Here is a 13,764-nt window from a genome sequence, read left to right on the forward strand (position 1 = left end):
TCATGGCTCGATCGCGGGTTCCGGCTGCTGTGCCAGGTAAAGCTTCACCATCTCGGCCTTGAGCAAGGGGGACGTCCAGTCCCCTTCCCTCACGCGCTTGGCAATGGAGGGCGTCAGCAGCCCCTTCTCCCTCAACTGGGCCGACAGCACCTGCAGCAGGCCGGCCCGCACCGGCGCGGGCAGATGCGCAATCTCGGCCACGGCGCGGTCGAAGCGCTCGCGCCGGGCGGCTTCGGTGGCGTCCACCACCACCGCCGGCGCCGGCACAGCCATCTCCCTGGGCGCCCGCTCGGCGGGGGCGGGTTCCGTCACACGGGGGGAGGCCTCGGCGGCCCGCGGGTCCAGCAGGCTCATCAGGTACATCAAGGGGTTGCGCACGGGCGAGAGGTCGGTGCGCTGCACCCGCGCCCGGGTGTCCAGCAAGGCTCGCACGAGGCGGTCCTCGCTGTACTGCGCCACCAACGGCGCGAGCTGGGCATCTTGCAGACCCAGCCCCTCGGCCGCCTGACGAACACGCGTGGGTTGCGTGGCCAGCCCGGCGTTCGCCGCGTCCACGGCGGCCCATGCGGCATCGCTGGTCGTGGGGCCGCCCTTGTCCTGACGCTTCTTGCGCACCGCGAACTGCACCTCGGTCACCGCCCTGCCCTGCCGGTGTTCGAGCAACTCGACTTCGATGTCCGACTTTTCATTGATCTCGGCAATGGCAGCCAGCACCGATTCGTTCTTGACCTTGCGCCACTCGCGCTTCTTCGGCGAGGACGACAGTGCCGACACCCACCACGCCGGCGAGGCCCGGTTGGTCACGCCCGAAGGGTTGTTCTTGTAGCGGCTGCAGATGTCGTACAGCGCAATCGCACCATAGCTTTCCAGTCTGGCCAGAATGGGCAGATCCTGCAGTGTCCAGAGCTTGGGGTCCAGCAAGGCCTTGATGAGGTCCGGCGGAAACGCCCATTGCACCAGGCGCTCGCCGTGACGCATCTCGAAGGCCGCCTGCGACAACAGTGCCATGTCGCGCCATTCCGGGCCATTGGTGGTGCCGGGCGCTTCCCAGGTCATGGCCATCTTGCGCATCTCCCGCAGATAGCCTTGCGCCAGGGTGCGCGACTCGGTGCTGCTGCCGGCCAGCAACAACGCACGCCGCAACGGCATTTCAAAAAGATGCGTCGCCTCGGGTACGCGCCCGAGCGACCTCATCTGTTGCTGCGCCTCCCACAGCAACACGGTGTAGAGCTTGCGGGCCACAGCGGTCATCCCCTTGTCCTTGCTGATCATCACCAGCACCTCGTTGGGCTTGCGCAAGGCGGGCAGGGAGGCGGTCAAGGGATCGTCGCTCATGGCATGACAGTGTACTCGATCTGTCCTTCATTGATTGCCTTGTCGGACAGTTCGAGAACCGGCATACCGGCGGGCCACTGTCCAGCTTTCAACCGAGGCGGCGACATTTCCGGCGTCCGGTTGATTTCTGGACAGGTCCCGAGGTGAGGAATCCACTGCCCTTCCGAACGCCGCGCCGCACAGCCCGGTTGAAAGCCGGACAGCCGGGCCGTGGGCTGACGACCGACGCGCTCATCGAGCACGGCTGTGCTCTCCGCAGCCTTGCCGGATGCCCGCCGCCCCGCCGCTGTGACTGCACCCTGTGGACAAGCCGGTTGGAATCCGGACACTTCGGGAGTGATCAGGACAGAAGCGGGCACCCCGTGGACACATGCGGTTGAATCCCGGACACTGGCGGTTCAGGACTGGACACAGCAGATCTGTAAGTGCCTGTCAGGAAAAGGATTTCCTGGCTATCCACAGGCTTAGATCTACTTGTATCTGTATTGAAGGAACTTGAATCCGGGAGCACTGACGTCGGTAAGATGGCGAGAATCCCAGTGCTGGCGTCCAGGCTCGCTCCGGCAAGCCTCTTGCCACACCGCGCCGGGGGCAATGTGGCACAGCGAACGCTGATCCCACGTTTTAAATCAAAGCATCCAAAATTCGTGGAATGGATGGTCTTGACGGTGTGCTTCGTTAGAATGAAGCACATACAGTCCACCACCTTTCACACACGATGCTCAGAGACGATCGCAAAGCTTCTCTCCAAGACATTGAACGCATGTCTGCGCGGGCAGAAGTGGCCCTTGAAAAAATCCGCGGCACGCTGTTGAGCCCCGACGCGCGCAAGAGTGCGCCGGTGTTCTCCATCAGTCAACTGGAGCACTTCACCGGCGCCGACCGCAACAAGATCAATTACGCGGCCCGCAAAGGCGAACTCCCGGAGGGCACGATGCCCGACGGCGGTGGCCGTCGCACCTGGACCACCGAAGAACTCCAGAAGTGGACACGGCACTTCCGGGCAGACCGGCTGCGCCCCGAAGGCCTGGCTGGCATCACGATCTCGGTGGCGAACTTCAAAGGCGGTGTCACCAAGACGACGACCGCGGCCACCCTCGCCCAGGGGCTGAGCCTGCGCGGGCACAAGGTGCTGCTGGTCGACGTGGACCCTCAGGCCTCGCTGACCACGCTCTTCGGCTTGCTGCCGGGCGTCGAGATCGATGAGGAACACACGCTCTCGCCCCTGTTCAGCGGAGACGCGAGCGACGCGCGCTATGCCGTGCGCAAGACCTATTGGCCGGACCTGGACCTGATCCCGGCGATGACCCGGCTGTACGCAGCGGAGTTCAAGCTGCCTGCGCGCCAGAAGGACAACGCCGACTTCGAGTTCTGGAAGGTGTTGGACCTGGGGCTGGACCCGTTACGTGACGAGTACGACGTCATTGTCATCGACACCCCCCCTTCCCTCTCCTACACGACGATCAACGCCGTGATGGCATCTGACGGCCTGGTCGTCCCCGTGCCGCCCAGCACGCTGGATTTTGCTTCGTTGAGCCAGTTCTGGAGCCTGTATCTCGACATTGCCCACAGCCTGAGCGAGCTGCGGGGCGACGCCAAGAAGTTCGAGTTCGTGAACATCCTGGCTTCGCGTGTGGACGCCAATGACGCGTCAAGTCGCATCGTGCGGGGTTGGTTGCGTGAGGTCTATGCCGAGCGCGTGCTGGCCACCGAGATCCCGCGGACGTCGATTGCCGGCACGGCGGCGGTCGGTTTTGGCACGGTCTATGACCTGCCGAAGAGCGCGGCCAGCGCCGGCACCTACGCTCGCGCATTCGACGCCTATGAGGCATTCATCGATGAAGTCGACGCCCAGCTGCAAAGTGTGTGGGCCGGTTGGAGGGACGAATGAGCACGAAACGAGGAAACCGCCCCACCGACATCGGGGCGATGCTGTCGCTTGGCAACCTGGACGCCGCGGTGACGGCGCGCTCGACGCCGGCCACCGAGAGCCGGCCGCGAACTGCCGCCGGCGAGTTGCTGGCAGAGCGCCGCAGCGGCCTGGAGTCGGAGAACGCCCGGCTGAGGGCGCAGGTGGGCGACCTGCAGTCTGAGGTGCAGAAATGGTCCGACTCGCTGCCGGTGGTGGCTTTGGACCCGGATCTGGTCGAGCACAGTCGGTTTGCCAACCGCATCGCCGAGAGCTTTGACACGCCCGAGTTCCGCGAGTTCAAGGCCGAGATCCAGGCGGCCGGCGGCAACGTGCAGCCGATCAAGGTCGTGCCGATTCCCGGGACCGAGCCGCTTCGCTATTCGATCGTGTATGGCCACCGTCGCCATCGGGCGTGCCTCGAGTTGGGCATCAAGGTCAATGCCATCGTCGAGAACCTGAGCGAGCGTGGCCAGTTCATCGAGATGGAGCGCGAGAACCGGGGTCGACGCGATCTCTCGGCCTACGAGCAAGGACTGTGGTACTTGCGCGCCTGTTCACCCGTCATCCCAGCGGAGAAGGGTGGCCCGGCGGGTTGGGCGTTGTTCGGCAACATGTCGGAGATGGCTGAAGCACTCGGGGTGGACAAGGGCAATGTCTCGAAGGCCTGTCAGATTGCAGAGTTGCCGGACGCGGTGCTGGCAGCGTTCGGTCGACCGACCGAGATCCAGTTCAACTGGGCGACTGCGCTGACTCGGGCCCGCAAGCTGGATCTCCCCAGCCTGTTGAGCCGCGCTGCCGACGTGCGCCGTCGCCGGGAAGCGGGGGAGATCCTGTCGGCGAAGACCGTCTATACGCTGCTGACGTCGCCAGCGCAGGTGGCGGTGGAGCAGGGCGCCGAGGTCGAACTGACCCGTGCAGACGGTACGCGGTTTGCGCGGTTGCTGCGTGACAAGAAGGGTCGCACGGTGGTGGAGTTCGACGCGCCGTTGTCGTCTGCGGCCACTGACAAGCTGGTGGAAGGGCTGGTGAAGCTGTTTCAGTGAACTGCGAGGCGCCTCGCAGAAGCCGCCTTCGGGCGGCTTTTTTGTGGGCAGTTGTACCGTACAACTCGGTCGATCGGGCGGTTCAGTGCGAAGAGTTGTACGGTACAACTGGCGATCTCGTTGTACCGTACAACCTCTTCAGCGGCGTTTCATTTTGCTGAGCTCCCGCACCAGCACCTTCCGTTCGGTGTGCAGGTAGACCGAGGTGGTCTGCAGGCTGGCATGGCCCATTGCATTCATCAACGCGGCCGGGCTCACGTTGTCTGCGGCTGCCGAGTTGGCAAAGAAGTGCCTCAACCAGTGCGTCGACGCACGCCGCAGGGCGGCCGTATCCAGTGCCACCCCGTGCGCTTCGGCCAGGTCAGCACATCGATGAAAGAAGCGTTTCAGGGCCTGATGGAGCGCCGTGGGGTCCAGTGAGCCGAAACGGTCTGCGTTTTGCGGCGCGGTTCGATCCAAAACGGGCAGACCGCGCGCATCCAGCGTCCAGCGCGGCGGTGCCTTGCGTAGTGCGCCCACCAGGGGCAATGCGCCGTCGGCATCCGCATGACCATGCTGGGTGGCCGAGTCGCCAGGGGAGGGCGCCGCCTCCGGCGCCCGCAGTGTTCGAACCCGCGGATTGCGGGCGTCAAATGCCGTTTCTGCCAACTTCATGTCGAGGTGATGCTGGTCCAGCAAGGCTTTGATGTCCTCGTGCAGCAGCGCCTCCCGGTTGCGGTTGCCCTTGCCGACGATGCGAAGGAACCAGAATGCCTGGCCATCTACCTGTTGCCGAATCAGCGCGCTGCGGCGGGTCGTGACCAATTCGATCAGGCGTAGCCCGGTTGTGGCGCCCATCTCCAGCACCAGTCGGGTTCTGCGTAACGAAGCTGCCCGGGCAAAGGCCTGATCGGGATGAGCTGCGTCGGGCAGAAGCCGTGGAGTGCAGCCATCGTCTGATGTGGGACCGACGGTGGCATACAGCTCGGCCCAGCAACGCATCAGCCACTGCCATTGCTCGTCGGAGAAGCTGCGCGCAATGTCGATGCGGAAGTGCGGCAGCTTCATGCTGGGCAGCACGCCGCGGGCCGCATTGGCGCTCAGGTAGCCGGCTTCCACCAGTGCCGTCAACATGGCCGAGATGACCGAGAAGTTCAGCTTTTGGCTCGACAGACTCAATGGTCGCTTCAATGGCCGCCATTCGCTGCTGTGGCGATCCACTTTCGCACGCTGGATCCAGTCCGCCGGCGGCGCTGCCAGAAAGGCGCGATACGACTGAAAGTCTGCCTCGGTCAGCGACGACATCGGCTTGCGCCGCACCCAGACACACCACAGGTAGAAGCGCTCGGCGATGCGGCTGTAGTTGGCATGCGTCCGAGGCGAGGCGGCGTGGCGTTGCAACCAGGCGTGGATCGCCTCCAGATCGGTATGGGCACCAAGCGTGTTCGGGGTGGTGTTGCGAAAGAGACCTTTTCGTCCGTCAAGGCCCTCAGGCACCGCCAGGCGGTCCAGGGGAACCAGCCCGTAATGCCGAACGGAGCCGGGATCCAGCACACCCAACTCGCTGCCCCTGCGCAGCGCACGCAATGCAAAAGGCTTGAGCGCGCCATCGTGCAGCGGCCGCGCCATCTCTGCGGCCAACGGTGCCAGCCATCCCACCAGGCGTTCAGCACGCACCCGGCCCAGTCGTGGGACGCAGGTCCACCATCGGTGCTGTCTGAGGTTGATGAAGTCGATCAGATCACCCAAGGTCAGCAAGGGGAGGGCGCGACCGTCCACTTCCGTGCGCTGGAGCTGCGCTGCGAGGCCCGGACTCAGCCATGCCGTGAGGGCGTCGGTGAGGGCTGGGGGGCGGGCAAGCTCACCCGCGAGCCGATTGAGCGATTCGAGCGGCTGACGTGGCGCCTGCGTCTCCGCTGAGGGGGGGAGGGCGGTGGCCGGCAGGGGCAGACTCGGCTGATCGAGTCCATGCGCCGCTTCGTACTCGGCAAGCCACTCTGCCTGGCTCTGGAAGTCGACATCGACGCCGAGCGCTTCACACTGTTGCGCGACCCATTCGTCCAACGAGGGCAGGGCGGGTCGAAGTGGGTCAGCCTCGTCCCGTCCGTGTGGCGACAACGCCCGCCGGGCCTCGGCTGCGAGGCCGCGTTGGTCCGCTGCGAGGTGGATCTGACGGGTCAGGCGCTCAAAACGATGTTGGAAATGTCGCTCATCGTCTGGCCCGCCTTCGAACGCGAGGTACAGCGTCCAGGCCTTGCGCAGTGAGATGCCCTCCAGCACAGCGCGGACAAAGCTGAAGTGGTGGTGCCGCAGCTCGGCCGCAGCGATTTGCATTCTCTGTCCGGCGGGACGCCCTCGCCGCCGGGGCTCCAGGTCATGGCTCACCCTCGCTCCTTCAAGATATTCGGACAGCACCCACGAAGCTGGCTATCGCCGCTTCTGGTCGATTTCGGCTGCGACTGAGCCTCGGCCCTTGGCTCGCTCGTTTGAACGCGTCTGACGCCGTTCTGGAGGGTCGACTTTCGTCCCCATTCACGCTGCCGGCCGGGCCAGAGCTTCAGCTCTCTTCGCGGTGCATTTCGAACGTTGTGCCGCGTGGTTTCGTGCAGCTTGCCTGACACGTCACCGACTTGGGGCATTTTAAACAACACACGAATAAGAAAAGTTATCCATGTGTCATTTCACAAAGAAAACGCGGCGTCCGGGTGGCCAACGCCGCATCTTCTGAGCCAAGGCGCTCAATGGCCTCGCCCTTCCTGGGACGCCATCGTCCCGGAAGGCGTCGACGCGTGAATGCCTCAAACCTGAGACACCCAGGGAGGTGCGATGAGAACGTGCAGCCGCCACCCGTCTGGAACCCAGCCCGGGTCACTCCGAATGACGCCTCAGCGGCCTTACCGCTTCGCCGCTGTCCGTTGGCACATGCTCGCTCCCCACAGTGCGACGCCCCGGTAGGCCAGCTCTTTCACACCATTGGCGGATCGGTTTCCCGCTGGAAGTGGCGGTGCTGCGCGACGGCCTGAATGAAGGCTTGAGCCCCGCTGTCCGCAGCGTTGGCCAGCACGATGCCCGGGTCCGAGACCTCGCTGGCGGTGGCGGTGGGAATGCCGGCCGCCTGCAGCAGGTGCAGCCCGCTGCCCAGCACCAGGATGGCCTTGCAGTGGCGGTACTGGTCGCGGATGTGCTCGGCGGCATGGCCGTCGCCCAACAGGGCCTTTACGGCTGTCTCGCCGTCCGGCAGCACCAGAGCGTCGAACAGGAAGCCCGGCTCATTCTCTAGAGAGACGTCCGCCTGCAGCTCCACACCGTCGGCTGTCTGCACCGGCCCGATGCGTGGGGCGGCGATGCGCGGTACCGCGCCCTGCTCGAACAGCGCGGCATGCACAGCCAGCAGTGACTCGCCCATGACACCGTCGGCAGCCATGAGCATGATCTTGCGGCCAGCGATGGAGCCGTTGCCCGGCCGCGCGAACAACGACAGGGCGGCCGACACATTGACTTCCGGCTTGGGCGAGCGTGTCAGCACCTTCGGCATCGGGTCGGGCAACGGCATGTTGAGCCCGACCGCCACCCGGTTGGCGAGGTCTTCCGAGGCATTACGCAGCATCGCCAGCGTGCGCCCGCGGATGGCCGGCACGGTGACCTTGCTCAGCTCGAAGCGGAAGGCGGCGGCGATGTGGTTCTTCTCTACCGGCGACTGGCTCTCGTAGAACAGCCGGGCCTGGTTGTAATGCTCGGCAAACAGCTCCGGCTTGGCGCGTACCTTGGCACAGTCCTCCCGGTTGCGCAACCGCGCCGCAACGGACACGAAGCCCTGCTGCGCCGCGCCGGCCTGGAAGGGGCATCCGCCCGCCAGCGAGTTGGGCTCGTAGGACACTCGGCCACGGTGAATGGCCTGGCGGTGCAAACCATCGCGCTGGTTGTTGTGCACCGGTGCGATGGGCGAGTTGATCGGAATCTCGTGAAAGTTCGGCCCGCCCAGCCGGGTGATCTGCGTGTCCACATAGGAATGGATGCGGCCGGCCAGCAGCGGATCGTTGGTGAAGTCCAGCCCCGGGATGATGTGGGCGGTGCAGAACGCGACCTGCTCGGTCTCGGCGAAGAAGTTGTCCGGGTTGCGGTTGAGCACCATGCGGCCGATGGGACGGACGGGCACCAGTTCCTCGGGCACGATCTTGGTGGCGTCCAGAATGTCGAAGCTGAACTTGGCGGCTTCGTCCTCGGTGAACACCTGGATGCCGAGCTCGTACTCCGGGTAGGCGCCGCTCTCGATGCGCTCCCACAGGTCGCGGCGGTGGTAGTCGGGATCAGCACCAGAGATCTTCACGGCCTCGTCCCAGGTCAGCGAATGCGTGCCGGCCTTGGGCGTCCAGTGGAACTTGACCAGCACCGACTCTCCCGCGGCATTGACCAGCCGGAAGGTGTGCACACCAAAGCCCTGCATGGTGGCGTAGCTGCGCGGGATGGCGCGGTCGCTCATGACCCACATCAGCATGTGGGTGGATTCGGGCATCAGCGACACGAAGTCCCAGAAGGTGTCGTGGGCGCTTGCAGCCTGCGGCATCTGGTGGTGCGGCTCGGGCTTGACGGCGTGAACGAGGTCGGGAAACTTCATCGCGTCCTGGATGAAGAACACCGGGATGTTGTTGCCCACCAGGTCCCAGTTGCCCTCGTCGGTGTAGAACTTGACGGCAAAGCCGCGCACGTCGCGCGCGGTGTCCTTGCTGCCGCGCTCTCCCTGCACGGTGGAGAAGCGCACGAACACGGGCGTGCGCTTTCCGGCGGCCTTGAACGGCGCGGCCATCGTCAGCGCGCTGAGGTCCTCGTAGGCCTCGAAGTAGCCATGCGCCGCCGAACCGCGAGCGTGCACGATGCGCTCAGGGATGCGCTCATGGTCAAAGTGGGTGATCTTCTCGCGGAGGATGAAGTCCTCCAGCAGCACCGGGCCGCGCGTGCCCGCTTTGAGCGAGTTCTGGTTGTCCGCCACACGCACGCCCTGATTGGTGGTGAGCACCTGGCCGGTGGCGTCCACCCGCACGCGGTCCAGCGGGGCAATGGTGGCGTTGACTCCCTCGGGCGCTTGCGTGCCGACCTTGGGGCCGGTGTTCACCTCGGACAGGGTGCCGCTCGTGACGAGCCTCGACGGCGGCGTCACGTGCTGGCCTGTGGCCGGTGCCGTGCCCGGTACGGCGCCATACTCGCCACCCTTGGTGGCGTTGTAAGGCATGGAAGCCGCCGTCGCCTGCACATGCTCCATGCGCTGGGCCGCCGGGTCGCCGTCGTCCGAAGCAGGCGCCGTGTACGACGGTCCGCTGTCGGTGTTCCGGGCGGCAGCCTTGGCCGCGACGGACTTCTTCGCATGGGGAGAGGACTTTGCAGCGTTCTTTGCAGCCGCGGGAGTCGATGGCGTCTTGGGCATGGGCGTCCTGTGTGAGTGAAGTGGACAAGCCCGCCCGCCGGCAATCACCGTGCCCGCTTCTGCTGCAGGAGGCCGGCATGCAGTCCAGCGGTGAATGGGGCTCTGTGCAGAGCCGTCGCGTCACTTCCGGACGAGTCGCAATGCGGCCAGGCCCAGAAGCAGCGGCACGAAGGACACCCACAGCACGGTGTTCCAGCCGTATGCGGCCAGCAGCCCACCGGACGACAGTGAGCCGATCGCCATGACCCCGAAGACCGTGAAGTCGTTGATCGACTGCACGCGGGTGGCTTCTTCCGGCGTATGGCACTCGAGCACCAGTGCGGAAGCGCCCAGGAAGCCGAGGTTCCATCCCAGGCCGAGCAGGACCAGCGCGCCCCAGAAGTGCGCGACTTCAATGTCATGCAGCGCGACCATCGAAGACAGTCCGATCAGGGCGAGCCCGGCCATCGCGACGCGCGGGGCGCCGTAGCGCGCAATCAGCCGCCCGGTGAAGAAGCTCGGCGCGTACATCGCGATCACATGCCATTGAAGGCCGGTGTTCGAGGCAGAACGGGGCAGGCCACACAAGTGCATGGCCAAGGGAGCCGCCGTCATCAGGAAGTTCATCAGCAGGTAGGAGACGGCCCCGATCACCACCGCCGACACGAACTTGGGCTGCGCGATGATGTCGCGAACCGGTCGACCACCTGCGATCGTGTGCTGCGTGGGGCGAGGCAGCTGCACGCCCAGCAACAACAGCGCAGACGCGGCCGCCACGCCTGCCTGGCAGAGGAAGGTGGCAGCAAACGTGTGCAATGGCCACAGGTCCATCGTGCTGTTGACGAGTTGCGGCCCCACCATGCCGGCCGCCACACCGCCGCCCATCACCAGCGACAGCGCGCGGGGACGCCGCTCTGGGGCCACGCCGTCGGCCGCGGCAAACCGGAACGACAACACGACGGCCGCGTACGCGCCGCCGAGGAACATGGCCAGGCAGAACAGCCAGAAGTGGTTCGTGATCACCGCGAGCATCGCGACCAGGCCGGCCAGCGTGCCCGCCGCGGTGCCCGCGAGGAAGGCGGTGCGCCGGCCATGACGTCGCGCCACGGCGCCCACGGGAAAGATGCAGGCCGCCATGCCGATCACGAAGATGGAGACGGGCAGGGTGGCCAGCCACGGTGAGGGCGCCAGACCGTGGCCGATGATGGCGCCGGTGGCGTAGGCCACGACCGAGTTGGCACCGGCCAGGGCCTGGGCCACTGTCAGGCGCCAGATGTTGCCGCGTTGAACGGACTCGGGCAGAAGAAGCGGTGCGGTGGGCGCGATGGCGGCAGTCGGTGTCTGGCTCATGAACGGGGCGCTGGGGTGCTGGAGGACGAACGGGAGGGCGTCTGCAGCGTACCGCCAGCAGGGGATGGTCGCATGCGCAATGCCGCCTGCCGCTCAAATGAGCGCAGCCAGGGTCTCGATGGCGCGCGCCACCCGCCCATCGTCAGGGTGGCCTGCATTGAGTCTGAGGGCGTGCCGAAAGCGATGGTCTGCCGAGAACAGCGGTCCGGGCGCGAGGCTGAGACGGACACCTCGGTGCTGCCCTGAGCGACCGCCGCCGGTCCTTGCACGCCAGCCTGAACGGCCCGTGGCGCACAGACGTAGTAGCCCGAGCGCGGTCTCGCCTCGATCAGCCCGCGTGATTCGAGCAGGTAGTAGGCCTGGAAGACGGTGGACGGGCTGAGGTGGGTGTTCTGGCAGGCCTGGCGCACCGAGGGCAGCTTCTCGCCGGGCCGCAGTTGCCCCTCGCGAATGCGCAAGGTGATGGCTTCTGCGAGCTCTTCGTAACGCGTGCCCATCACATCACCGAGGCGTGAACCTGTTCGGGGTGGGCCAGCACGTCGGCCACGACACGCAGGCTCTGTTCGCATTGCGCCTGGGTGGTGGGCCCCCCCAGGCACAGCCGCACCGCCCGCGGCGGGGCGGTGTTGGTGGCGAACGCCGTGCTGGCCACCGCGGCCACCCCGCGCGAGCGCCAGAAGGACGCCGCCTCGTTCGGGCTCAGGCGGTCCGGCAGGCGCAGCCACGCATGGAAGCAATCCGGCTGGCTCCACACATCGTGGCCGCCAAGATGCCGTACCAGCATGGCGTGCCGCACGTTGGTCTCGCGTCGGACGGCCTGGACCACGGCCGAGGCCGTGCCATCGTTGACCCACTGTGTCGCGAGGGCCACCGTCGGGGGCGCGGCCATGACGCTGAGCGCCCGCAGTGCACCGGCGAGGCGTTGGGTGGCCTGCGCGGTGGGGGCGTGCACATAGGCCACGCGCAGACCGGCGCCCACACACTTCGCGAACCCGGTCACGTGGTACGTCAGCCCCGGCGCCAGTTCGGCAAGCGCGACGGGTTGTCGGGTGGGCAGGGCGCCGTAGGCGTCGTCCTCGATGATGGGGATGCTGTATCGCAGCGCGATGTCGGCCAGCGCCTCGCGGCGGGCTGCACTCATCGTCATCGCGGTCGGGTTCAGCATCGTGGGATTGCAGTAAAGCGCCTTGGGCCCGACGTGCTTGCAGGCGTCCTCGAAGTGGTCGGGGCAGGGGCCATCCTTGTCCACGGGCAACGCATACAGCTTCACGCCGAGTTGCGTGGCCAGCGCCTTGATGCCGGGATAGCTGACGGACTCGACACACAGCGTGTCGCCCGGGCGCACCAGCATGCTGATCAGGCCGGCCAGCACGCCATGAATGCCGGGGCCAACAAGGACCCGGTCCAGATGGGTCGGTCCCATGCTCGAGGCCAGCCAGCGCGCACCCGCGTCACGGTCGGCGGGGGTGCCACCAAAGTCCTGGTAGCGCAGATGGGCCAGCAGCCGCTGTGGCTCCTGGTAGATCTGGCGGCAGCCATCGGCCATGCGCGCCAGCAAGTCCGGGTCGTCGGGCTCGGGTGGCAGGTTCATGGTCATCTCGGCCGCCGTGCCGCCGCGCAATGGCACGGCCGGTGCCGCACTGCGGACGAAGCTGCCCCGCCCGGGCCGGGCCTCGATCTGACCGCGCTTCTGCGCCTCGGCCAGGGCGCGCGCCACCGTCGTGTAGTTCAGGTCCAGGGCATCCGCCAGTGTCCGCATCGGTGGGAGTCGGTCGCCCGGCGTGAGCCGTCCGCTCGCAACGTCCTCGGCCAGCAGCTCCGGGATCAACAGGTATGCGGGCTTGTGGCTGTCGCGCAGGCGGACAAGCCAGTGCTTATAGAGGGTGTGAGGCATGCCCGATTGATCGCATTCAATGTGCCAGATGATCGCATCAGATTGTGCACTCAAGCAGTGCGGGGCAGCCCGAAATCGTGCGGCGAAATGTCGTTCGCACGACGGCCTTGTCGCCTTTGGTGCGACCACGCACCTCGATCGCATGGCGCGGCACCTCAGGAGGCGCTCACCAGTGCGGTGACTAGATCGCATTGCGGCCGATCAACGCCCTCATTCGCGGGAGCTGCGCTGGATTCGGCCGCTTGATCGCAACTTGATCGCACGCTGATGCGGCCGCCTGGCACATCCGGTGCACCTGCTTCAGCAGCGCGCGCCCACCCTCTCTCATCCCTTACTTCTGGAGTGATCCCATGCCTGCTGTGACCAAAGCCCCCAATCAGATCGGCGACTTCCTCGTGGACTACGAAGAGAAGGTCTTCGAGGACGTGAAGGCCGAACCCGGCGACAAGGCCCTCGTCACCTTCCACACGGTGGCCTTCGAAGGTTCCATCGGCTTCGTCAACCTGCTGCAGGCCACGCGTCTGCAGCGCAAGGGCTTCGACACCTCGGTGCTGCTGTACGGGCCGGGCGTGACCCTCGGCGTGAAGCGCGGCTTTCCCAAACTGGGTGACGCCGCGTTTCCCGGCCACCTGAACTTCAACGACCAGATCGCCAAGTTCATCGCTGAGGGCGGCAAGGTCTACGCGTGCCGCTTCGCGCTGCAGGCCCTGTACGGGCACGGCGAGGGCTCGCTCATCGAAGGCATCAAGCCCATCAACCCGCTTGACGTGCTGGACATCATCCTGCTGCACCGCAAGGAGAAGGCCTTCATCCTCGACACCTGGACGCTCTGATCGACTCAACCGGGTACGCC

10 protein-coding genes are annotated in these 13,764 nt (G+C 66.0%); 3 read left to right on the top strand and 7 right to left on the bottom strand.

Going from position 1 to position 13,764, the window contains the following annotated elements; genetic code table 11:
* Complete coding sequence (locus DEH84_RS18470; RefSeq protein ID WP_109038677.1) at positions 1–1,335, bottom strand: replication initiation protein; 1,335 nt, start codon at positions 1,333–1,335, stop codon at positions 1–3.
* Positions 1,332–1,577 carry a hypothetical protein gene (locus DEH84_RS19220; RefSeq protein WP_159099065.1) on the bottom strand — a complete coding sequence of 82 codons (246 nt, stop codon included), beginning with the start codon at positions 1,575–1,577 and terminating at the stop codon, positions 1,332–1,334. The genes DEH84_RS18470 and DEH84_RS19220 overlap by 4 nt, the downstream gene beginning before the upstream one ends.
* A gap of 521 nt (positions 1,578–2,098) precedes the next feature.
* On the opposite strand from DEH84_RS19220, the gene DEH84_RS18475 reads away from it, so the two are divergent.
* A complete protein-coding gene (locus tag DEH84_RS18475) occupies positions 2,099–3,226 on the top strand; it encodes an AAA family ATPase (protein WP_245932806.1) in 1,128 nt (375 codons plus the stop codon).
* Positions 3,223–4,290: a ParB/RepB/Spo0J family partition protein gene (locus DEH84_RS18480; protein WP_109038679.1), complete on the top strand. Its 1,068-nt coding sequence runs from the start codon at positions 3,223–3,225 to the stop codon at positions 4,288–4,290. The genes DEH84_RS18475 and DEH84_RS18480 overlap by 4 nt, the downstream gene beginning before the upstream one ends.
* Positions 4,291–4,428: 138 nt before the next feature.
* On the opposite strand, the gene DEH84_RS18485 is transcribed toward DEH84_RS18480, so the two are convergent.
* The 5 genes from DEH84_RS18485 to DEH84_RS18505 form a co-directional block, all read right to left on the bottom strand.
* The gene (locus tag DEH84_RS18485) at positions 4,429–6,603 is read right to left on the bottom strand and encodes a site-specific integrase (protein WP_109038680.1); all 2,175 of its coding nucleotides are present in this window, start codon (positions 6,601–6,603) and stop codon (positions 4,429–4,431) included.
* 631 nt (positions 6,604–7,234) lie between these two features.
* Positions 7,235–9,688 (bottom strand): catalase, encoded by a 2,454-nt coding sequence (locus tag DEH84_RS18490; protein WP_109038681.1) that lies wholly within the window; start codon positions 9,686–9,688, stop codon positions 7,235–7,237.
* A gap of 120 nt (positions 9,689–9,808) precedes the next feature.
* Positions 9,809–11,017: an MFS transporter gene (locus DEH84_RS18495; RefSeq protein ID WP_109038682.1), complete on the bottom strand. Its 1,209-nt coding sequence runs from the start codon at positions 11,015–11,017 to the stop codon at positions 9,809–9,811.
* A complete protein-coding gene (locus DEH84_RS19725) occupies positions 11,014–11,514 on the bottom strand; it encodes a GntR family transcriptional regulator (protein WP_109038683.1) in 501 nt (166 codons plus the stop codon). The genes DEH84_RS18495 and DEH84_RS19725 overlap by 4 nt, the downstream gene beginning before the upstream one ends.
* Complete coding sequence (locus DEH84_RS18505) at positions 11,514–12,911, bottom strand: aminotransferase-like domain-containing protein (RefSeq protein ID WP_109038684.1); 1,398 nt, start codon at positions 12,909–12,911, stop codon at positions 11,514–11,516. The genes DEH84_RS19725 and DEH84_RS18505 overlap by 1 nt, the downstream gene beginning before the upstream one ends.
* 350 nt (positions 12,912–13,261) lie before the next feature.
* On the opposite strand from DEH84_RS18505, the gene DEH84_RS18510 reads away from it, so the two are divergent.
* Entirely contained in the window at positions 13,262–13,744 is a 483-nt protein-coding gene (locus tag DEH84_RS18510; protein WP_109038685.1) for an MSMEG_0572/Sll0783 family nitrogen starvation response protein, read from the top strand.
* Positions 13,745–13,764: the final 20 nt, after the last annotated feature.

It is taken from the genome of Aquabacterium olei (genome assembly GCF_003100395.1).
Taxonomy (GTDB): Bacteria; Pseudomonadota; Gammaproteobacteria; order Burkholderiales; family Burkholderiaceae_C; genus Aquabacterium; species Aquabacterium olei.

Bases quoted from the DNA above. Each gene is read 5' to 3' on its own strand.
- DEH84_RS18470 (WP_109038677.1), bottom strand. From the start codon at position 1,335: ATGAGCGACGATCCCTTGACCGCCTCCCTGCCCGCCTTGCGCAAGCCC.
- DEH84_RS18475 (WP_245932806.1), top strand. From the start codon at position 2,099: ATGTCTGCGCGGGCAGAAGTGGCCCTTGAAAAAATCCGCGGCACGCTG.
- DEH84_RS18480 (WP_109038679.1), top strand. From the start codon at position 3,223: ATGAGCACGAAACGAGGAAACCGCCCCACCGACATCGGGGCGATGCTG.
- DEH84_RS18485 (WP_109038680.1), bottom strand. From the start codon at position 6,603: ATGCAAATCGCTGCGGCCGAGCTGCGGCACCACCACTTCAGCTTTGTC.
- DEH84_RS18490 (WP_109038681.1), bottom strand. From the start codon at position 9,688: ATGCCCAAGACGCCATCGACTCCCGCGGCTGCAAAGAACGCTGCAAAG.
- DEH84_RS18495 (WP_109038682.1), bottom strand. From the start codon at position 11,017: ATGAGCCAGACACCGACTGCCGCCATCGCGCCCACCGCACCGCTTCTT.
- DEH84_RS19725 (WP_109038683.1), bottom strand. From the start codon at position 11,514: ATGGGCACGCGTTACGAAGAGCTCGCAGAAGCCATCACCTTGCGCATT.
- DEH84_RS18505 (WP_109038684.1), bottom strand. From the start codon at position 12,911: ATGCCTCACACCCTCTATAAGCACTGGCTTGTCCGCCTGCGCGACAGC.
- DEH84_RS18510 (WP_109038685.1), top strand. From the start codon at position 13,262: ATGCCTGCTGTGACCAAAGCCCCCAATCAGATCGGCGACTTCCTCGTG.